The 21,052-nt window shown below is 38.0% G+C and carries 20 protein-coding genes; 4 read left to right on the forward strand and 16 right to left on the reverse strand.

The window, feature by feature from the left end:
* The 9 genes from DW103_RS03615 to DW103_RS03655 form a co-directional block, all read right to left on the reverse strand.
* The gene (locus DW103_RS03615; protein ID WP_122274308.1) at positions 1-1,230 is read right to left on the reverse strand and encodes a TIGR04157 family glycosyltransferase; all 1,230 of its coding nucleotides are present in this window, start codon (positions 1,228-1,230) and stop codon (positions 1-3) included.
* Positions 1,231-1,241: 11 nt separating this feature from the next.
* Positions 1,242-2,126, reverse strand: a complete 885-nt coding sequence (locus tag DW103_RS03620) for a hypothetical protein (RefSeq protein WP_158576663.1) — start codon at positions 2,124-2,126, stop codon at positions 1,242-1,244.
* A gap of 5 nt (positions 2,127-2,131) precedes the next feature.
* Complete coding sequence (locus DW103_RS03625) at positions 2,132-3,301, reverse strand: 6-bladed beta-propeller (RefSeq protein WP_122274310.1); 1,170 nt, start codon at positions 3,299-3,301, stop codon at positions 2,132-2,134.
* A 2-nt stretch (positions 3,302-3,303) separates the two neighbouring features.
* Positions 3,304-4,467 carry a TIGR04150 pseudo-rSAM protein gene (locus DW103_RS03630; RefSeq protein WP_122274502.1) on the reverse strand — a complete coding sequence of 388 codons (1,164 nt, stop codon included), beginning with the start codon at positions 4,465-4,467 and terminating at the stop codon, positions 3,304-3,306.
* A gap of 9 nt (positions 4,468-4,476) precedes the next feature.
* Positions 4,477-5,838, reverse strand: a complete 1,362-nt coding sequence (locus DW103_RS03635) for a radical SAM peptide maturase (RefSeq protein WP_158576664.1) — start codon at positions 5,836-5,838, stop codon at positions 4,477-4,479.
* Between the two features lie 185 nt (positions 5,839-6,023).
* Entirely contained in the window at positions 6,024-6,218 is a 195-nt protein-coding gene (locus tag DW103_RS03640; RefSeq protein WP_122274312.1) for a TIGR04149 family rSAM-modified RiPP, read from the reverse strand.
* Positions 6,219-6,341: 123 nt separating this feature from the next.
* Positions 6,342-6,695: a LytTR family DNA-binding domain-containing protein gene (locus DW103_RS03645; protein WP_122274313.1), complete on the reverse strand. Its 354-nt coding sequence runs from the start codon at positions 6,693-6,695 to the stop codon at positions 6,342-6,344.
* A gap of 85 nt (positions 6,696-6,780) precedes the next feature.
* On the reverse strand, positions 6,781-7,149 hold the full coding sequence (locus DW103_RS03650) for a DUF3244 domain-containing protein (RefSeq protein WP_122274314.1): 369 nt from the start codon (positions 7,147-7,149) through the stop codon (positions 6,781-6,783).
* 156 nt (positions 7,150-7,305) lie between these two features.
* Entirely contained in the window at positions 7,306-9,009 is a 1,704-nt protein-coding gene (locus DW103_RS03655) for a tetratricopeptide repeat protein (protein WP_158576665.1), read from the reverse strand.
* 543 nt (positions 9,010-9,552) lie between these two features.
* On the opposite strand from DW103_RS03655, the gene DW103_RS03660 reads away from it, so the two are divergent.
* The 3 genes from DW103_RS03660 (at position 9,553) to DW103_RS03670 (ending at position 12,837) form a co-directional block, all read left to right on the forward strand.
* Positions 9,553-10,080, forward strand: coding sequence for a C40 family peptidase (locus tag DW103_RS03660; RefSeq protein ID WP_122274503.1), 528 nt, complete (start codon positions 9,553-9,555; stop codon positions 10,078-10,080).
* Positions 10,081-10,160: 80 nt separating this feature from the next.
* Positions 10,161-11,435 carry a serine--tRNA ligase gene (gene serS, locus DW103_RS03665; protein WP_122274316.1) on the forward strand — a complete coding sequence of 425 codons (1,275 nt, stop codon included), beginning with the start codon at positions 10,161-10,163 and terminating at the stop codon, positions 11,433-11,435.
* A 112-nt stretch (positions 11,436-11,547) separates the two neighbouring features.
* Positions 11,548-12,837, forward strand: a complete 1,290-nt coding sequence (locus DW103_RS03670; protein WP_122274317.1) for a DUF3472 domain-containing protein — start codon at positions 11,548-11,550, stop codon at positions 12,835-12,837.
* A 92-nt stretch (positions 12,838-12,929) separates the two neighbouring features.
* Here the strand turns inward: DW103_RS03670 and DW103_RS03675 are convergent, their stop codons facing one another.
* Positions 12,930-15,371: an FAD-dependent oxidoreductase gene (locus tag DW103_RS03675; RefSeq protein WP_122274504.1), complete on the reverse strand. Its 2,442-nt coding sequence runs from the start codon at positions 15,369-15,371 to the stop codon at positions 12,930-12,932.
* Between the two features lie 70 nt (positions 15,372-15,441).
* On the reverse strand, positions 15,442-15,807 hold the full coding sequence (locus DW103_RS03680) for a MarR family winged helix-turn-helix transcriptional regulator (RefSeq protein ID WP_122274318.1): 366 nt from the start codon (positions 15,805-15,807) through the stop codon (positions 15,442-15,444).
* Between the two features lie 165 nt (positions 15,808-15,972).
* Between DW103_RS03680 and DW103_RS03685 the strand changes: the two genes are divergently transcribed.
* Positions 15,973-17,028, forward strand: coding sequence for a winged helix DNA-binding domain-containing protein (locus tag DW103_RS03685; protein ID WP_122274319.1), 1,056 nt, complete (start codon positions 15,973-15,975; stop codon positions 17,026-17,028).
* Between the two features lie 30 nt (positions 17,029-17,058).
* On the opposite strand, the gene DW103_RS03690 is transcribed toward DW103_RS03685, so the two are convergent.
* The 5 genes from DW103_RS03690 to DW103_RS03710 all read right to left on the reverse strand — a co-directional run bounded on the left by DW103_RS03690 (position 17,059) and on the right by DW103_RS03710 (position 20,965).
* Positions 17,059-18,036 carry a dihydroorotate dehydrogenase-like protein gene (locus DW103_RS03690; protein WP_122274320.1) on the reverse strand — a complete coding sequence of 326 codons (978 nt, stop codon included), beginning with the start codon at positions 18,034-18,036 and terminating at the stop codon, positions 17,059-17,061.
* An 86-nt stretch (positions 18,037-18,122) separates the two neighbouring features.
* Positions 18,123-18,791, reverse strand: coding sequence for a YggS family pyridoxal phosphate-dependent enzyme (locus tag DW103_RS03695; protein WP_122274321.1), 669 nt, complete (start codon positions 18,789-18,791; stop codon positions 18,123-18,125).
* On the reverse strand, positions 18,788-19,294 hold the full coding sequence (locus tag DW103_RS03700; protein ID WP_122274322.1) for a DUF4494 domain-containing protein: 507 nt from the start codon (positions 19,292-19,294) through the stop codon (positions 18,788-18,790). Before DW103_RS03700 ends, DW103_RS03695 begins: the two co-directional genes overlap by 4 nt.
* Positions 19,295-19,571: 277 nt before the next feature.
* A complete protein-coding gene (gene ndk, locus DW103_RS03705; RefSeq protein ID WP_122274323.1) occupies positions 19,572-20,033 on the reverse strand; it encodes a nucleoside-diphosphate kinase in 462 nt (153 codons plus the stop codon).
* A 311-nt stretch (positions 20,034-20,344) separates the two neighbouring features.
* Complete coding sequence (locus DW103_RS03710) at positions 20,345-20,965, reverse strand: master DNA invertase Mpi family serine-type recombinase (RefSeq protein ID WP_122274324.1); 621 nt, start codon at positions 20,963-20,965, stop codon at positions 20,345-20,347.
* Positions 20,966-21,052 lie beyond the last annotated feature (87 nt).

Below are 21,052 nucleotides of genomic sequence, written 5' to 3' on the forward strand. Positions count from 1 at the left end.
TTACATACATATTGATTTATATATTTGTAGCATATTCTTGCAGAATATTTCTGAAGAATAAGTTTCAAGAAATCTTTTACGTCCATTTTCTCCCATTTGCCGGGCTTTTGTTGGGTGTTCCAGTAGGTATAAAATTTTGTCTGATAAGAGCGTAGTGTCTATTTCCACATTATTGGGTAACGCGGTAATCGGTATTTTTAATCCGCAAGTATCATCGATCACTTCGTTCAATCCCGATGTTGCAGTAGCTACAACAGGCAATTTATGCATCATCATTTCGACCGCTACATAACCGAATGGTTCGAATAATGAAGGGATAACACCAATATTAGCTATTTGATAGAGTTCATACAAATCTTGTTTTTCCAGTAAACCTGTAAAAGTTATTTTAGAACAGATTTCTTTAGATTCCCGAAAACACTTATCATAATCACCGCTACCGGCTAAAATAAGGCGACAGCCCTTCTTCTTTTTCAACACCTCGCGAAAGGCCTTAATTAAATAAGTTATTCCTTTCACTTCGTCAATACGACCAGCAAAAAGGATTATTTTTTCTTTAGATGCTATATTCCATTTTTTTCGAAGATGTTTAATATCATTAGCCGAATTAGCCACATCACATAAACCATTTGGAATGACAAATATTTTAGTAACATCTATGTTATAATCCTGACATAGCAATTCTTTCATATAGTTTGATAAACAAATAATATAATCAACTTTCGAGTAATATGATTTTTCTTCTTCGAAAGATTTTTGCAAATTTTCTTCTATATCGTCCGGATGCTCATCTTTTAAAATATGCCGTAATCGTCCCGGATTATCATAAATGGTGAAGCCCCAATCGAAAAAATGGGTCACAGCAACAATGCTGCAATCGAACGCATTCTTCAACTCTTCTGCCAATTTACCGCTTTCGAAAAAATTCAAATGAAATATCAAGTTTTTTTTATCCTTAATATGCAATTGGAGTAAATATACTACATTGCGGAAATATAATTTCCATTGCTCCTGATTATTTGTTGTCCGTTGTTCTGATATGGCTAAAGGAAAATACCAATGTTCGATTCCGTCAATTTGTTTAGTCATTATTTGGGGCTTTTCTGAGATTAAATTTACAACGCAAACATTTATGTCACAGCCTTTCAATGCTGTAGTCAGTTCACGGATATATGTACCGACCCCAAATACAGATCCCCGCCGAGTTTGATTGAAAATATATAAGTTCATTTAATTACGAATTACAATAGATGCATCCATGATAAATTTGTTTGATTAAGTAATGTCAATCGCAACATGCCTTCACCTGCATATCCGTTAAGAAGCCCTGTGCTGACAGGAGCTTTTTCCATATCCAAAGCGGGCATTCGCTTCAAAGCAATCTCAATTTCATTTTGTAAGGAATCATTGAAATACCAATTGCGATGATAAGCGTGTACAATTTTACTAATAGCGGAAGTACCCAATCGTGGAGAATTGCGCATATCAGTCAATGATTGTAAATTCCACTTTTTCTGACATTGTTCTAAAAGCCCGATACAACTTTCAAAACCTGATATTTTTTGCAAGTCGTATAGAAAGCAAAATACATCTGTCTGTTCTGCTGTTGATATATTTGGCTTCCTTTCATCAATTTGTGCTGTTATACTCAATAAGCATTCCTGCGCATGTATTGATGGCGCAGGATAATGCAATCGTGTAATCCAATATCGTCCAAGACCAATTAATCCGTTATATTGGGTAAAATCAAGCCAAGGAACACATGTGACGGCGCGAGTCATGCACTGATCAAAGTCTTCGCAAATATCATCCTCTATACTTAGAAAGCCATTTCGAATCAAGTAATCAATCCCTACGCCAATACCTGCTATTCCTTTTTCATAGTCTGCTGGGCTGTTAATGTGTATTTGATCCAACATTTCACCAATAACATCCATCGCATAATCTGCAAACAGTTCCTTGCCCGTAAACTGCGCATAATGGAAAAAGAAAGTCGCAATCCCCATTTTACCATGCACTAATCCCGGGCATTCTGTTAGTGTGCCATTAAGCAAAAGCATATCAGCAATTTGCTGTAGGTCTCTTTTTATTTTGATAAAATTATTTTCTTGCATTACTTTATACACTATGATTATTGTTTATGTTTTACCAACATAATCACCGGATTGGAATCTTCGTCCAATGTTGCAGCTATTTCTTTTAGTTTTCCTTTCAGTTCTCCTTTTTTATAAGAATCAACTAATCCGTATGGCTCTATTTTATGATAGAATGCAACTTCATTATTCTGAGGGCTTAAAACCATATTTACTATATTTTTATAGGAATAATCATTATTGTGCACAGTATATCTGAATATTTTCTTTTCTTGCCTGTCATACATTAGATAAGTACTTGGGAATCCTTTGCCTGTGCTAAAAGAATATTCTTTTTTTACGATTCCCATAAAGCAATAACGGTCAGTTACAACACTAGGGCATACAAATACTTCCGGATTCATGGATTGGATTGATGGGACTCTTGTCAAAAAAGGCTTCATTTCGTATTCAGATGAATAGCTATAAATAGTATCAGACGAAGGTTCGACCAATATCCAATTATTATTAGGGACAGGTATTATGGGGTAAGTAGAAGGGGCTGCACCATAGGTCGTATTTTTTGCTTCATCCCTCAAAGTAATTAAAATTGTTTTTTTCTCTTCAAATGGGATTTGAATCTCTTGGGTAATACCCCCATCCTGTTTGGATATAATAGCAAAAGATTGCCCTTGATTATTCGAACTAGAATTATAACATATCAGATTTTGTTTGTCAAAATTGTAAATCTTTTTATACATTGCATTTGGGAATTTGAAACTTCTCTTGTATTTTCCATCTAAATTGTATACCAACATTCTCCTTGTCACGTTGTCAGTGACAAACATTTCATGCTTATCTTCATCCAGAACTATTCCGGAAATATATACATATTCTTCGGATCCTTGTCCCTTATGGTTTATCTTCCGAATCGCTTCTCCTGTTGTTCTCCTGTAAATAAAAATATCCCCATCATTAATTCCGTTTTTAACTACTATGATTTTCCGACCTATAGCCTGAACAAATCCCTGATTAATAAAATCGTCATTCGTTTCCAGTGCAATATACTCCACATCCATAAAATCCTGAAGTACCAGCTCTTTTATAGGATAATCTGTAGTCATGACATCCACTGTAATCAAATCATCATTAACAATTGCTTGTTTATTTTCTTTACACCCTGTAATAACAAACAAGAAAACAACTAAAGACAAGTTTATTTTTCCCATTTTTATTGATTTGTTTCTGTTTTTACATGACAAAGATTCGGTTTGCCAATAAATATTTCATAATTGGATGGTGAAGGACACAACCACTGATAAACGCACTCATTACATGGCGCCTGATTTCGGATACGAAACCAGGATATACCTTCTTTTATTTCTTTATCTACGATCTCATGAATGCTGTGCATATTAATATTTCCCAATGTTGGATGGTTTAGATTAGCGTAAGCGTCACCATTAGGCATAATATTAATTTTTCCAAAGTCATGTATATTTATTGACTGGTTAGCAAAAATAGTTTTTATCGATATAGATGAGGATAAAATATCTTTTTTTGTTAGAAAAACATTTTGCTTGAAGAAATCAATATTATCTTCTGTATATACAGGATTTAACCGATAATTTTCAATTTTAAACTGTTCAACTAGTTCTTCTGCTTGTTGACAATCATCTAAAGATAATACATCAAAAATATAGGTAACCGGTAATGATTGTTCAACCAAAAGTTGTCGGGAATGATTCCACTTTTTCGCATCTATTGGGAAATGGACTGATATGATATATGAAAACCCACTTTTCAATATTGATTGTAAAGAAATAACGTCAGAATATGAACAGCACAGATTTTTGGGTGAATCATGTAAATTTAAAAAAGACAACAAGTCCTTATAGTTTACAACATTTGCTAAATTTCCAACAATATTAAATGTTATATTTCCCGGCAACGATTGTAAAAATAGAATAAGATTTGTTATATTGATAGATTGATCTACATGTATACTGACTTCTGTTAGGTATTGCAGGATTTTTCTACTCGCTAAAAAATTGTTTTTTTTATATACATCATGCTTATCCGGAAAATTGTAATAAGGTAGCAACTGAACAGGTTTTCCAATAGATAAGACCACATCAATTATATCACACATGTATTTTTCACGAACCTCTTTGATAAAACCATTAATGTCCTTTTGTTTATACCTTTCATGAGTTAATAAAACAACACCACAATTCTCTTCTTGAAGTACTTCATACAACAGTTGAAGTACTTCAATTTTATCTGATTCTATGTTCATTCCATCAAGAGTATTGTAAAGCAGAGCATGATTCTTGGTCATGCCAATATATACAAATGGTTCAACAGTGAACCAATAATTGGTTGTATTTTTCATTATGGTCATTTAAATAATTACTATATTTTCTATTATTTCTACAAAATCTTTCGGATTCTCTTCAATGGAAGAAAAATATCTATATAATCTATTTTTATAGTCCTCTGAATCACAAAAATATTCACAAACAAATCCTTTTGTACCCAATTTGTCAAAGTTGTCCATCTGAAATAGACATTTAACACAAGACCAGCTATTATAACAGTTTTGACATTGTTCTTTCATTTGATCATAATAAGAATTGTATCGACGAGCTATTTCTGGAATATCTATTATAAGATGTTCATTCATTTCTCCTGCAGAAAATTTAGAGCTAATTCTTTCACAAGGCAATAATTTGTTATTAGTAGTAAATAAAATTTTTCTTTGACCTGGTAAACAAGCACTGATAGAAAATTTTCTTTCTATATTATGCAACGAGTCTGTTATATTGGAAACATAATAATTAATAGAATTATATTTGAAAAAGTCAATCAAATTACGGTAGTAGTATAATTCATTCTTCTCCAATAGGTTGGAGCTATCCTTTTGATATTCTGCTTCACTTTTCCATCTGCTTTGAAACATCTTATTATAAAGAGCTTCTTTATCTGGGTTTACATCACTTGGTGACAATTCTGCAATTCTTGGAATTTTATTATAACGCGTATGGATGAATTCATAAATGTCTTTAACAGAGTTTCTATCATGCAATACTGCATTGAAGTTAACATGGCTCTTAAAATATTCAGGATACATTCTTTGTAGTAAATCTACATTTTCAATTACTTTTTTGAAAGAATTTTTTTTACTTTTAATAAAAGGACGATAACTATGATTTTTTTCATTTCCATCAAGACTAATTAGTAGCCGGAAATTATTTTCAACTAAAAGAGGAATATATTTGTGTAACAATGTTGCATTTGTTGTCAAATTATACTCTATCTCCATCTCTTTTTTAGATTTCAATTGATTAACAGTTGCAATTATTTGCTTGATGAAACCACCGTTTAGAAGAGGTTCACCTCCATAAAAACCAATAAACAACTTGTTGTCTTTATTTTTGTGTTTTAGATTAAATATATATTTTAGAAAATTAATAGCGTTGTGTGTATTAATTTCTTTCCGATGTCTTATGTCATATCCCTTATACAGTTCACCATATGCACAATATGTACACTCTAAATTACAAAAATCTGTTACTTCAAATACAATTTGAGAGGTTTGAGCAATAGTATCCATTACAGTTGACTCATTAATTATACCATAAGTCAAAGGTTGGGATATTGAAAAAAAATTATGTTTCTTTAAATACTCATATTTCTTCAAATAGTATGGATCGACATCTGTTGATTTATGATAAACTTTTTCTAATTCAGGATGTATTAACATTGATAACCTTGATTGGTGATCGTATATGTATGAATTTTTATATTTTGAGGTATGGATGATAGAGGAAATCATATGAATAGTAATATATATGAATAGTAATAAATAATAGTATTAATGCATAACAAATGAAAATTTTGCCTGCAATCAATTAAATAACTGGTTGCAGGTAAATCCAAATAAAACAATTAATAAGATTCGTACCTTGAAGCAATATCGTCCAAAACATGATTACAAGCATCAATACTCCCACCAGCATTAGCAGGCCCACTACAAGAGCAACCGGCCCTACACCCACATCCTCCTTTTAACGCATTCATTTTACGCCGTTCTAATTCATCTTTACTGAATTGATTCAATTTAATTTTACCTAATTTCTTCATATCATTTAAATTTAAGTTTATATTATTTACAATATTCGTGATTTACTTTTTATCCGTCAAGTAAATTTCATATTAAATTACCGAATGGTAGTTTTTTCACCCCGAACGCATCTTTTCATGATGCTAAAATGAGTTATAGAATAAAAATGCGTCACGAACAATTTTTTCCCTACGTTCGCTAACTTTATATGTCAAGCCATTATTCAAGCATATCCTATATGAACCACGCTCAAATGAAAACTCAGACACATGGTGCATATTAACAATGACTTGCCTGCTAATTCTTACAAAGTAGCTTTGTAGCAGCGTTTCTATTGAATTCAGACTTATACGAAGTAAAACTTTTTCATTGACGAATATCAGCCAAATGAAAGGTTTATCACTTTTAGCCACAATCAAGTCACTACAACAAGATATTTTTAAACCTCCTTTGTAAGAATAAACTATCGAATTGTCTTTTACTTTTACTATATCCATATAATTTATTTTATCAAACCCACATGCATTCCTCTAAATTTATCTAAAATCAGGAACCGATATTTGATGTCTGATTTTTGCTACATTACTCACCACATTTAAACAGGCCGCAGAAGATGGTATCTCCATAAGAAACTTCAATTGTATAAGAACCGCTGTATCCATACATTGATATTTGAACATACTGATGCGATTTTGCCACTATTTCTTCTACAACTATACCGTCTGAATTCATTATCTTTATTGATACTTCCAGAGAGGGGTCTAAAAAAGAAACACATACTTTTGTATTTTCTAGCCAAGCACGAACAGGAAGTACACTACGCCGTGTAGGTTGGTTTGCTTCTTTGGCATGCAACTCAATGTCTTTTGTCGTAGCAACTTTGGCTGAAATGTTTTGCAGTCCAAAAATAGAACTACATAATGCAATAATAATAAACAGATGTTTTTTCATGATTTTCCATATTTGTTTTTACAAACTTAGTTATTCCTACAAATCACCTATGGATTTTAACACATGATAACACGGCAGCTACAGAACTGTAAATCAACACAATAAACCACAAATTTCCACAAACTTATTTGCAAATAAAACTTAAATATGGATTTATCACCAATATAACAGTAGTTTTTCAGATAATTTGGCTCCAGGTATCTGAAAATAGAACGTACTGATTTCATTTTTTCTCTTGGATATCGTATTTGAATTTATCCCCATGATTGTTGCTATTTGGGAGACTTTTAAACCCATTTTGACTAGACAGCAAAAACATAGCTCCGAATCAGACATATCTGGAAATTCCTCTTTCATGTGGACTATGAAAAGAGGGAATTCCTTTTCAAAGTTTGTTTTGAAGTTTAGCCAATCCTCATTTCCGAAACTAAAAGCCTCATTCTGTTTTAGTTGGTTTAAAAACTTATTTCGGCAGATATGTTCATCTTTCCATCGTTCTGCAACTTTTAAAAGCCAATGCAAAGATTTTTGTTGTTCACTAATCGATTTTAATAAATCCATCTGGCGACGTTTTAATTGTTCTTTTTCCTCCTGTATAGCATTTTTCAGAAGCCTCAAATTATCAATTTCCATTTTATGCATTTTGTTCATGTCTGCCGAGACATTTTTATAGTCATCCAAAACTGTCCGGATACGGGCATCTGCATCTTCCAGCTCCTTTTGTTTTTCTTCTATCTGTATTTGCAATGAAATCAGAGATTTATTTTGCTCATCAATCGTATAACGGTTTACCTGCAAAAGTTCCTCTTTTTGTTTCAAAATACGCTCACTTTCTTCTAATTTTAATTGTTGAAACTTTTGTCGAGTATAATATTTGTATATGATGAAAGATGCTAATATGTATGAAATCAGAAGGATGCATAAAAGTATTACATATTGTTGCGATTTTTCCAGCAGAATTTGATTTTTCTCTTTCTCTAAGATTTCCTTTTTGTAAAGAGCATTCACTTTCGCTATTTCAACCGGTTCATACAGTGTTTCGAGCGAATCGCGTAGTTCAAGATATCTTTCATTCGCTTCATAGGCTTTTTTTAATTCCCCTTTTTGAGTATAAGCCTGATAAAGCAGACGGTTTCCGGAACATTGAATGAACAAATCGTCCGTTTCCATCGCTTTGTGCAGATAGTAAAATGTAGAATCCGGCTGAGAGACAGCTACCCACACAGAAGCAATAGAAAAATAAAGAGAAGATAGAGTCTGCGGATTATGCGGACAATTCAAAGATTGCCGGAGATAAAGCAAGGCTATGGAATGCTCTTTCTTTATTTCATAAGAATTTCCAATTGCTTTTAATAAGGAGGCTTTTTCGTTCTCATCATGCATCTGCTCAGAAATTTTTAATGCATCTTGGTAAATATGAATAGCATTATCCGATTCATTTAGGGCTTCATAGATATTTCCCATTTTTTTAAGTACATACAAAACACCGAGAGTATCTTTATCTGTCATATAATAGGTATAGGCCTCGTTGTACACATCCTTAGCTCTATCGTACATGGAACAATTCCAATACAATAACCCTATATTTTCACATATCCGACCTTTCAACCCATTATCCGTTAGGCTGCTTGCGCAAATCTTGGCCTTCAGATAACTCTTTATCGCCTTGTCTGCTTCCCCTAAATCGGACTGTATACGTCCTAAATAGAAATAGGACCAAGCTTTAGGGGATGGCATATTTTTTTTTTCAAAATAGTTTACAGCTACATTGATAACTGAGTCCGACGTATGTTCCACATAATTCTTATCCTGTGCCTGCGTAATCAACAAACACCAAGTTGCATAATTCAATTTCGACATTTTTTCCGGGTGTTCGATATTTTCTAAAAGCAGGAGAGAACTATCGGGTTTCGCCTCCATAAGATTCTCCGCCTGCACTAAAACCGGTAGTATCCCGGTGTGACTGCAAGAGCTACAAATAAACGATAATAAAAACACCAATATCGTGAGTTCTTTCATTTTGCGACTTTTCAATTACAAGTTTGTTTCTCAAAGATACGCCTTTTATTTTTAAGGTATCGACTTTTGCAAATAAGTTGTAAACTTTTTTGAATGATACTGACAATCAGGTTTAATAGTTGTCGATTGACAAGATGTTTCCTATTTAAGTGTTTTGCTATCGGATTGACATGTTAAAAAGGGTTACATGTGCGGGTAATTCATTTTACTCGCTATACTAATCTGATTTAGTCGCTATGATAGTGACATTTTGATAATCGGGAGAATTTACCTCCAAGACCTTTTATGGAAAACCCGATATATTCCGTCCGTACAATTCTGCCCGTCTTTTCTGGAATGAAAGGGATTTGCTATCTTTACCCACCAATAAACAAAACGAAGTATATGACACATTGCAAATACCTCCTTTCCCTTCTCAGCTTGCTTTTCCTTCTTACCGCTTGCGGAAGTAAGAAGCAGCATATTGCCTTGCCCGCTGATTTCAAAGGGCCGAAAGAGCTTTCCCGTCTATACGGCGTACGTATCACCCCCAACGATAACATTTTTCTTTACAATGAAGGAGCCCGATGGCTTGGAACACCCTATCGGATGGGTGGAAACACGAAACGGGGAGTGGATTGTTCCGGCTTCGTGGCCATTGTTTATCGTGAAGTTTACGGAAAACAGCTATCACGTTCGTCTGCCGATATGCTGAAACATAACTGCCGACGTATCAGCCGTGCCAAGCTACAAGAGGGCGATTTAGTCTTCTTCCGCACGGGAAAGGGGAAAAAGAACGTTCCCAGCCACGTGGGGATATACCTGAAAAACGGCAGGTTTATTCATGCCAGCACCTCCAAAGGCGTAATAGTCAGCAGCCTGAGCGAACCTTATTATACAAGAACTTGGCTGACAGGCGGAAGAGTGAAATAGGGGCTTTTTTTCCTAATTTCAGAATATCAGTTCTATTTTTATGTATATTTGCAGCTCAATTAAAAAACATCAATTAAAGTATGTTGACGCTTAAAGTAATTACGGAAGAAACAGACCGGGTTATCCGTGGTCTGGAAAAGAAACACTTTAAGGATGCGAAAGAAAGCATCGCTAAAGTGATTGAGCTGAACGATAAAAGACGTAGTGCACAAAATCAATTAGATAAGAATCTCGCGGAGGTCAACTCCACTTCGAAACTCATCGGCTCGCTGATGAAAGAAGGGAAAAAAGAAGAGGCCGAAGTAGCAAAGGCACGTGTAGCCGAAATCAAAGAAGGTAACAAGTCTCTTCAGGCTGAAATGGATCAGGCTGCCGAAGACATGCAAAACCTGCTCTACACCATACCGAACATACCCCACGAAAGTGTGCCGGAAGGCAATGGCGCCGACGACAATGTGGTGGAAAAGATGGGCGGAATGGAAACGGAACTTCCAAAGGATGCCCTGCCCCACTGGGAACTGGCTAAGAAATATGATTTGATAGACTTCGACCTGGGTGTAAAAATCACAGGTGCAGGTTTCCCTGTTTACAAAGGACAAGGCGCCCGCTTGCAACGTGCTCTTATCAATTTCTTCCTCGACGAAGCCCGCGATGCCGGCTATCTGGAAATCATGCCGCCGACGGTTGTAAATCAAGCTTCCGGTTATGGCACGGGGCAACTCCCCGACAAGGAAGGACAGATGTATCATTGCAACCTCGACGACCTGTATCTTATCCCGACAGCGGAAGTACCGGTAACGAATATTTATCGCGATGTTATTCTGGACGAAGACTCTCTACCTATCAAGAACTGTGCTTATACCCAATGCTTCCGTCGTGAAGCCGGTTCGTACGGCAAAGATGTGAGGGGACTAAACCGTTTGCATGAATTCTCGAAAGTAGAAATCGTTCGTATCGATAAACCGGAGCATTCGTATGAGTCGCTGAAAGAAATGTTGGCACATGTGGAAGGCCTGCTGGTTAAATTAGAGCTTCCGTATCGTATCTTGCGCCTGTGTGGTGGCGACATCAGTTTCACGGCTGCCTTGTGCTTTGACTTTGAAGTTTATTCCGAAGCCCAGAAACGTTGGTTGGAAGTCAGTTCCGTTTCCAACTTCGAAAACTATCAAGCCAACCGCTTGAAGTGCCGTTACCGGGATGAAAACAAAAAGACACAGCTTTGCCATACGCTGAACGGAAGTGCTTTAGCCTTACCGCGTATCGTAGCTGCTTTGCTGGAAAACAACCAGACTCCGGAAGGTATCCGGATACCGAAAGCATTGATACCCTACACAGGGTTCGACATGATAAAATAAATCGTTGAAGGTTTATTCCCAACGAACCATCTCACAAAAGACGGGACAACGTATCTTTCTACCTTGTTCCGTCTTTTATACATAATTATCTTCTAATATTTGAAAGACTAAAATGAAAAAGTTAACTTACATTATTTTACTCAGCTTGGTTATTCTATTCCCAAGTTGCCAAGTGACAAGTATTTCTCCCTCACCGGAGTCGGTAAGCATTCCTGTTGCCGGTAATACCTATGTCACGGCAGGGAAAAACGGAGCTGTCGTTTCCCCCAAGGGCATCGAGACATGGACCGGAACGGACGCCGTTTTATCTTCCTGGTTCAAGGTCAGCCACCCCGGAGAATTAAAGCTATTTTTAAAAGCAAAAGCTTCGGACGGTTCTTCCACGATACGGCTGAAAGCGGAAAACAAAGACTTTTCCGTCCGTATAGATAAACCAGAGGAAACAATCGTTCCCGTCGGAAGTATTACGATAACCAATCCTGGCTATATCCGCGTGGATATGCAAGGAGTTAAAAAAGAGGGAGGACAGTTTGCCTCTATTTCCGAACTAGTGATTGACGGACCTGCGGCAGCAGAACCTTTATATTTCACACATGACTTCGAAGCTTATTGGGCTTTGCGTGGTCCTTCCGTACACATGAAATACACATTGCCGGAAGAAAATGCGGAATATTTTTATAATGAAGTAACCGTACCGGAAGGCGAAGACAAGATTGGTAGTTATTTCATGACAAATGGTTTCGGCGAAGGTTATTGCGGCATACAGGCAAATAGCGAAACGGAACGCCGTATCTTATTCTCCGTTTGGAGCCCGTTCAGTACGGACAATCCGAAAGATATTCCCGAAAATCAGCGTATCAAGCTGCTAGCCAAAGGGAAAGATGTACATATCGGGGAATTTGGAAACGAAGGCTCCGGAGGACAAAGTTACCTTATCTATCCTTGGAAAGCCGGAGAAACCTACCGGGTTATTACACGCGTTCATCCGGACGGAAAAGGAAATACGGAATATTATGCCTGGTTCTTCTCTCCTGATGAAAAAGAATGGAGGCTAATCGCGGGCTTCCTCCGTCCTCAGACTAATACGTGGTACAAAGGGGCTCATTCATTCCTTGAAAACTTTATTCCCGGACAAGGGTATCTGGAGCGGAGCGTCCGTTTCGGGAACCAATGGGTACGGACAGACCGGGGAGAATGGAAGGAACTGACGGAAGGTACGTTTACTTATGATGCTACCGCAAATGCAAAGGTTCGTATGGATTACGCGGGAGGTGTGGAAGGAAACTGTTTTTTCCTGAAAAACGGAGGTTTCTTTAATGAGAATACCAAATTTCAAAGTGTCTTTAAACGTCCTCAAACCGGAAAGACTCCGGACGTGGATGTAAAGAAATTACCTTTATAAAGCGGAAAAGCATACTTATATATATGACCTGTTTCCCGTAGTCCCGGATTCATCCTTATGTAGCTACGGGAAACAGGTTGAAAGAAACGTTTCTAAATAAACAGGTTGACATTTGCCTCTTCCGCACGTTCCAGGTAGGAAGCGACACCGCCCAATGTGACGTTATCCAAAAGTTCCTCTTTTTGAACTCCCATCACATCCATACTCATGGTGCAGGCTATCATTTCAACACCGTTGTCAATTGCTTGTTGCATCAAACTTTCCAGACTATCGATGCGCTTACGCTTCATAATAAGCCGCATCATCCAGCTACCGGCGCCCCCCATATTCAACTTCGAAAGTTTCAGTTTGCTACTGTTTGCCGGAAGCATCCAACCAAACATTTTGCCGAATAAATCTTTCGACACAGCAGGTTTCTGACGTTTCTTTATCACATTCAACCCCCAGAAAGTGAAGAACATGGTTACTTTCTTACCTGTCGAAACAGCTCCGTTGGCTATTACAAATGAGGCAAGTGCCTTATCCAAATCGTCGCTAAAAACAATCAGTGTCTTATTATCCGCTCCGGTGGATTGAGAAACCGGACAGGTTTCCTTTCTCTCATTTCTACGGATGATGGCCGACACTATGCCATTCTTATTTTCTAAAGTGACTAGTTCAGCCCCGGTCATCTTACACCAGGAAGAAACGTCTTTGGCAAAGGCCTGGTCGGTTGCCGTTATCTGTAACTGTTCGCCAACTTTCAATGTTTCATAGTTTTTCTTCAATTGCAGGACCGGCCCGGGACACATCAGGCCACAAGCATCCACTTTCAAAGTAGCTCCGCTTTCAACCGGGCATCCGCAAACATCTTTACCGTCGGACGAACAAGGTCCAGGATTATGGATTTCTGCAGTCGCCACACTCCATGTCTTATATCCTCCCGATAAATTACGTACATGGCTGAAGCCATTTTGTATCAGGATACGATAAGCCAGGTATCCACGCAAACCGACTGCACAAGTCACCACTATCGGCTTATCTTTCGGCAATTCATCCAGATGTTCGCGTAGTTCATCCACCGGAATATTAATAAATCCCGGGATTGTACCCAGTTGATATTCATGCGGGGTACGGACATCGATACAAACCGTATCAGCCGGTAACTCGGCAATATCACGCCAATGAATGCTCTTAGATTTGCCAAGCAAGATATTTTCAGCCACAAAGCCGGCCATATTTATCGGGTCCTTCGCTGCAGAATAAGGAGGTGCATAAGCATGTTCCAGTGATATTAAATCGTAAACAGTTCCCTGATTCTGAATAACCTGCGCAGCCATTTCTATCCGCTTGTCGACTCCTCCAAAACCTACAATCTGCGTGCCGAATAATCTGCCGTTCTTAGGGTCAAACAATATTTTAACGGACAAAGGAACTGCTCCGGGATAATAACCGGCATGGGAGGCGGAATGTGTATAGGAAGATATATATTCTATATTTTCCCGCTTCAATAATTTAGCATTCGCTCCGGCTGTAGCAACCGTCAGGTCGAAGACCTTGGCGATAGAGGTCCCCATCGTTCCCGGATAGGTTTCCTTATTTCCAAACACAATATTATCGGCAACAATGCGACCTTGCTTATTAGCCGGTCCGGCCAACGGTATCAAGGCCGGCTTGCCTGTCACCAGATGACGCACTTCAACGGCATCTCCCAAAGCATAAATGTCCGGTGAAGAGGTCTGCATATACTCATTCACAGCAATTCCTCCCAATGTGCCCAAAGCTAAACCTGCCTCCTTCGCCAATTTTGTCTCCGGGCGAACCCCGATACTCAGCAAAACCATATCGGCCTCAATCTGTTTTCCGCTACGCAAAGAAACAAGTATACCGGATGCAGTTTCCTCAAAACGACTCACTCCATCTTTCAATTGCAGGCAGACACCTTTATCCGTCAGATGCTGATGTACGATTGCTGCCATCGAATAATCCAGAGGAGCCATCACTTGGTCCGCCATCTCCACAACATCCACCCGGACACCGGCTTCATGCAAGTTTTCCGCCATTTCCAAACCGATGAAACCACCACCTACAACTACAGCCCGACGAGGCTTTTCCTTCTTTATGTAATTTTTAATCGAATCTGTATCGGGTACATTTCGTAAAGTAAATATCCGGGTACTGCCGATACCTTCAATCCCCGGACGCAAGGGTTCTGCTCCTGGTGAAAGGACTAATTTATCATAATCCTCCTGATAGCTCTCCCCTGTCTGCAAATTCTTCACCTCTACCGTTTTTTTCTCCGGATGGATAGCTATCACTTCCTGCTCTGTGCGGATGTCGATACGGAAACGTTCGGTAAACCCCTTCACTGTTTGTACAAACAATTTATCCCGTTCGCTGATTGCTCCACCTATATAATAAGGAAGTCCACAATTGGCATACGAAACGTATTTTCCACGTTCAAACAAGATAATATTTGCTTTCTCATCCATTCTCCGCAAACGAGCAGCTACGGTTGCTCCACCAGCTACTCCACCGACTATTAAGTACTTCATACTTTTTCTCTCTATTTTATTTATACTATACATAATTGCTATTAGAAAACATTCAGGCAAAAAGAAGGGATTATCCCTTTTCCATGCACTGTTGCAATTTACCGAACAAACCCTCAAAACGCATTTCCGCATTCATCATTTCTTTTACCTTTATCTTCCCATAAGGGGTTAAGAAAAAAAACATCTGACGTTTATCGTTCTGATTGATACTCCGGCAAATAAAGCCTTTATTCTCTACGGCCGTAATAACTTTTGATACACGTGAATTGGACAGACCGATATATTCGCTGATTGCCCCTGCCGATTTGCTCTCACCGTCTTTCAGGCAACAAAGTAACATGGCTTCGTTAATTGTAATTTCATGTACTTCGGCAAAAGCCTTTTCAAATTGATATAAGATTTTATAAATATCTTTGATTACACAAATAGCTTCCATATCGCGTCTTTTTATTGTTTACGGGACAAAGATAAACAATTATTCATAATACAAATAGTTCTTAATGAAAAATATTTGCATTGAACTTATTTCATAATAGCAAAACTAAACTAAAACAATGTCTGTTTGCGAATTAAAAAGAAAAGAATATCTTTGTTACACAATATGATACCGACAATTCGTTTACACAGCCAACAATTGCAGAATCCGGCTTTCGACAATCCGAAAGACCTTGTATCTTGGATGGGAGCCATCCAAGCTCAGGATTATGCCATGTCCAAATGGGCAATCGGCATACGATTAAAATCCGGGAATTTACAAATGGTTAGCAAAGCTCTACAAAAAGGAGAAATACTCCGTACGCACGTCATGCGTCCGACCTGGCATTACATTGTCGCTGAAGATATACGCTGGATGTTAAAGCTTTCGAGCCAACGCATAATAGCTGCCAATGATTCTTTCGCAAAAGGCCAGGGGCAGGATATTTCAACGGCTATTTATAATAAAGCGAACAACCTGTTAGAAAAAATACTGGCCGGGAACAACCATCTGACAAAACAAGAAATCGAAGATATTTTCAGTAAAGAAGGTTTTGGAACAGACGACCGTCAGTCGAACCGTTTTTTGACTCATGCCGAAGCCAAAGGAATTATTTGCAGTGGCATAGACAAAGGGAATAAAATAACATACGCATTATTAGAAGAACGTGTTCCCCCTGTCAGGGAACTACATAAAGAGGAAGCTTTGGCAAAATTGGCTCATAATTATTTCAGAAGTCATTCGCCTGCCACACTGAATGATTTTATCTGGTGGTCCGGACTTTCCGCGACAAATGCCCGACAAGCAATTGCCTCCATCGAACAGGAACTGATTTCAGAACGTTTTGCCGCTCAAAAAATGTATCTGCACCAATCGTATAAAGAAGAGAAGGAAAAGAATGTTTTACATTTTCTCCCTTCATACGACGAATACCTCATCGGCTATAAAAACCGGACAGATGTACTAGAAAAGGAACACCAATCCAAAGCCTTCAATTCTTTCGGATTGTTCCGCCCGGTTATACTTTATAACGGGAAAATTGTAGGAAACTGGAATAAATCTTTCAAAAAGAAAGAGATGACTCTAAAAATAGATTGGTTTGAAAAAGATACAGAAGTTAAAAAGGAATTATTGAGCAAAGCCCAACAAAAATATATCACTTTCCTTATGGGAGAAAAGTGATATATTTTTTATTGAAAAGAAAATGACCGACTAATCCCGGTTTGAGAAATATTTCATAAACTGTGACCGTTCATACATAGCTGGATTCGGAATGTTGGCATAATTCAATTTTCCTTTAAACTGTTCCAACGACTGATAATGTGCCTGATGCATCCATTCTTCCATACATGTCAGTACCTGTGAAATGATTTCACCTCCATGTGTATAAACCGCACTACACATCTGGACGGCAGAGGCACCAGCCAGCAAACATTTAACAACATCTTCCCAATCATGTACGCCGGTAGACGAGGCAATACTGACACCCGGAATTTTACCCGCCACAATTGCTGTCCAACGGATTGTATCACTCAAATCCGAATGATTACTAAAGACATTTCCGGAAACAATCTGCATATTATTTATATCAATATCCGGCTGGTAAAAGCGGTTGAACAGTACAACACCGTCTACTCCATTCACACATAATGTCTGAACAAGCGCAGGAATATTACCGACCATCTTACTGATTTTAACCGTAACCGGTATAGAAACAGTCTCTTTTACTTTACGGACGATATTCACATACAAATCGCGAGTAGTATCACTATTATACGTCAAGTCCGTTTCCATGAAAAACACATTCAATTCGATTGCGTCGGCTCCCGCCAATTCTATTTGACGAGCAAACTCAATCCAGGCATCAACCTTATAGCAGTTGATACTGGCAATCACAGGAATGGTGCACAGTTCTTTTGTTTTTTGGATAAGCTCCAGATAATCTTTTATCTGATTCGCTTTTACATAGCCGCGAATATAATCGGCAGCTTCAGGATAATCAGATTCTTGCATCAGGACATCACTCTGCATTTCAATCTGCTCTTCAAACAGAGATTTTAAGACGATAGCTCCCGCGCCGGCTTTTTCAAATTCTTTATTACGTTCCGGATTATTTGTCAATCCCGAACTACCAATGATAAGCGGATTACGAAGTGTAAGTCCCGCATATTGAGTTTTCATGTCTATCATGTCAGATTCAAATTACATTCAATTTTACAAAAATAGAAATTTATTTTCTCGTGTATCTGCTGTCACTATTTAAAATGGTTAAAAGCCTAATACTCCCTTTCGCCGAAAATCCCGGTCCCCACTCGAATCATAGTACTCCCCTCACGGATAGCAAGCGGATAATCATGACTCATTCCCATGGATAACTCCCGGAAATCATTGCTTTCTTTGAAATATAAAACTTTTAAATCGCAGAAAAGAGTGTATAGAAGGTGAAATTCCCGCCCGATAAGAGCTATATCTTCCGTATTGGTTGCCATCCCCATCAAACCGGATACACAAACATTCGGAAATTCCGCCAGAACCCCGCTCTGCAAAAGCTGACGGCATTCCTCCGGAGAAAAACCATGTTTGGACTCTTCTTCGGCCACATGAATTTCCAACAAAACACGGATAACCCGTTTACAACGAGCAGCCTGCTTATTTACCTCATGGAGCAATTTCAGAGAATCAATACTTTGAATGGTATGAATAAAGGGAGCAATATCTTTCACCTTATTGCTTTGCAAGGGACCGATAAAATGCCATTCTATGTCACCGGGCAATTGTTTTTGTTTAGCAACCAGTTCCTGGGCGCGACTTTCACCAAATATACGCTGTCCCGCATCGTAAGCCTCTTTTAAAGCTTCGACAGGATGAAACTTAGAAACCGCGACCAGCGTGACATCTGCCGGCAACGATTCTTTCAGTCTTGTTATATTCTGAGTGATACTCATGCGTCTTTCGTTTCTGCTTGTTGTTTTTGTTCGGCTATCAGCTCCTCACCGGATTTCTTTTCTGCGGGAATGTCGTTTGCATCAAATGGAAAAACATCCATCAAAGGCGTTTCCGAAACCGAAGCAATGGTATAATCGGCCAACGTGCCTTTCATCCCTTCTTCCAACACCGCAATCGCATCTTTCAAATTCGAAGCCTGTGCCAACATCTGAGCTGCAGTCTTCTTTTCTGCTCCGCTCTTTTCATCCAAAGTGATAAAATAAACCTTGATTTTATAAAAGCGGTCACCATTTTCATTGAAGAACAATTCCGACAGGCGGGCACGCTTGATATCTGCCACTGTAAACTCTCCGGAAATAAACGGACGGATTTCTTCAATAATCCGGGCTTCTGCTTCTGTGAACGACAAAGCATCCACCAAATAAGGTTCCGTCACTTTCTTTTGCATTCCATTCTCCAAAACTTTCTCGAAGGAGACTTTACATTCAAACCAGTTATGCATATCTTTTTATTTTTTAGTCTATCGACTCATGTTTTAAATACAGTACAAATATAAAGTCAATTCGGGAATAATACAACTCAGAGGAATTTCTTTAACGGTTCCGGAACTTTTATTCATGGTATCTGTTATATTTATACAATGTGTTTTTCATGGTATTAGATTTTTAGATTAGTAATTATGTTGTTTTTACTCCGTTCGCGAGGAATAGAGTAAAAGTTCTAAAATATCAGAGCTGGAAAATGTTGAGTTTTCAATACTTTCCGGCTCTTTATTTCATTTAGAATTCATCATTTGCATAAATACTTAGCAAATCATTTCGCTTGTAACTGAACAATTCCGAATCAACAAAGAAACGTTTTAATTCAATTGCAGCTGTCTCGGGTGAATCAGAGGCGTGAACAATATTTTCCTGGACACTCATACTATAATCGCCCCGAATTGTTCCGGGTTGAGCATTCCGGCCATTGGTTGTTCCGGCCATTAAGCGCACAACCTGAATGGCATCCACCCCTTCCCAGCAACAAACAATTACGGGACATACGGACATCGCATCTTTAATACGCTGGAAAAATGGCTTTTCTTTCAGATGGGCATAATGTTCACTGAGGATTTCGTCGGTAAGCCAGACCATTTTCATGCCAACCAGACACAGACCTTTTTTCTCAAAACGAGAAATAATCTCACCAATCAGTCCTCGCTGAATGGTACAAGGCTTCAAAATGACAAGTGTTCTTTCCATATTACTTTATGTTTAGAAGTATCCAAAGATAGTATATTTATTCACTATAAGTTAAATTATAGTATAATAATCTGCAAAAACAGACAAAATCCTACTATTCCGATACATATTTACACATATACCGAAAAGACAAAACAACACCTTTCCTGGCCGCACATAAAAACAGAATGTACGGCAAGGAATAATTTTAAGGTGCAGCGTCTGCTTTTTCCTGATTACCTATAGTGCTTATTGATTTTTCTTTATTTCACAAATAGCATATTAAGGTAGCAAAGGTTAACATTCAGACATAGAACCGATAGAAAGCCTTATTACTTAAAATATCTTAACTTTCTCCATTCCGGATAAATTACCCGCAAAAAGTCCCGAAGTGTCTGCCTGTTAACTCCCAGTTTTTCACTGATTTCCTTCATGGAACAGCGTTCGCTTACCATCTTTCGTATCATATTCTCTTTTCCCGACAATTTATATTGTACGGCATTTCCTTTCGGACGTCCCAGCTTGGTTCCTTCCACCCGCTTACGAGCCAAAGCCTCACGCGTACGTTGAGAAATCAGGTTTCGTTCAATCTCCGCACTTAAGCTAAAAGCAAATGCAAGAATCTTACTATTAATATTATTACCCAGTTCATAGCTCTCTTTTACGGTTAGAACCACAATATCTTTCTCCATACATTGGTGAAGAAAACTCATAACCTGCATCAGATTACGCCCTAAGCGAGATAATTCAGAGGTTACGAGTGTATCCCCTCTGCGAATTTGTTTTAATAATCGTCCTAACTGCCTGTCAGAAACATCACTTGTTCCGCTAATAGTCTCTTCAACCCAGCGATCAATACGAATTTTCTTCACTTTTGAGAAATTCTCTATTTCGAAACGTTGATTTTCAGTACTCTGCTTATCAGTACTCACTCTTACATAACCGTATATCATATCTCTGAATATTAAATGAATAACTAAAGATACATTAGAAATAAGAACAATAGGAAAGGATTAGTAATTTGCAACTTTTTTTATTGA

The organism is Parabacteroides sp. AM08-6 (genome assembly GCF_003473295.1).
Lineage (GTDB): Bacteria > Bacteroidota > Bacteroidia > Bacteroidales > Tannerellaceae > Parabacteroides.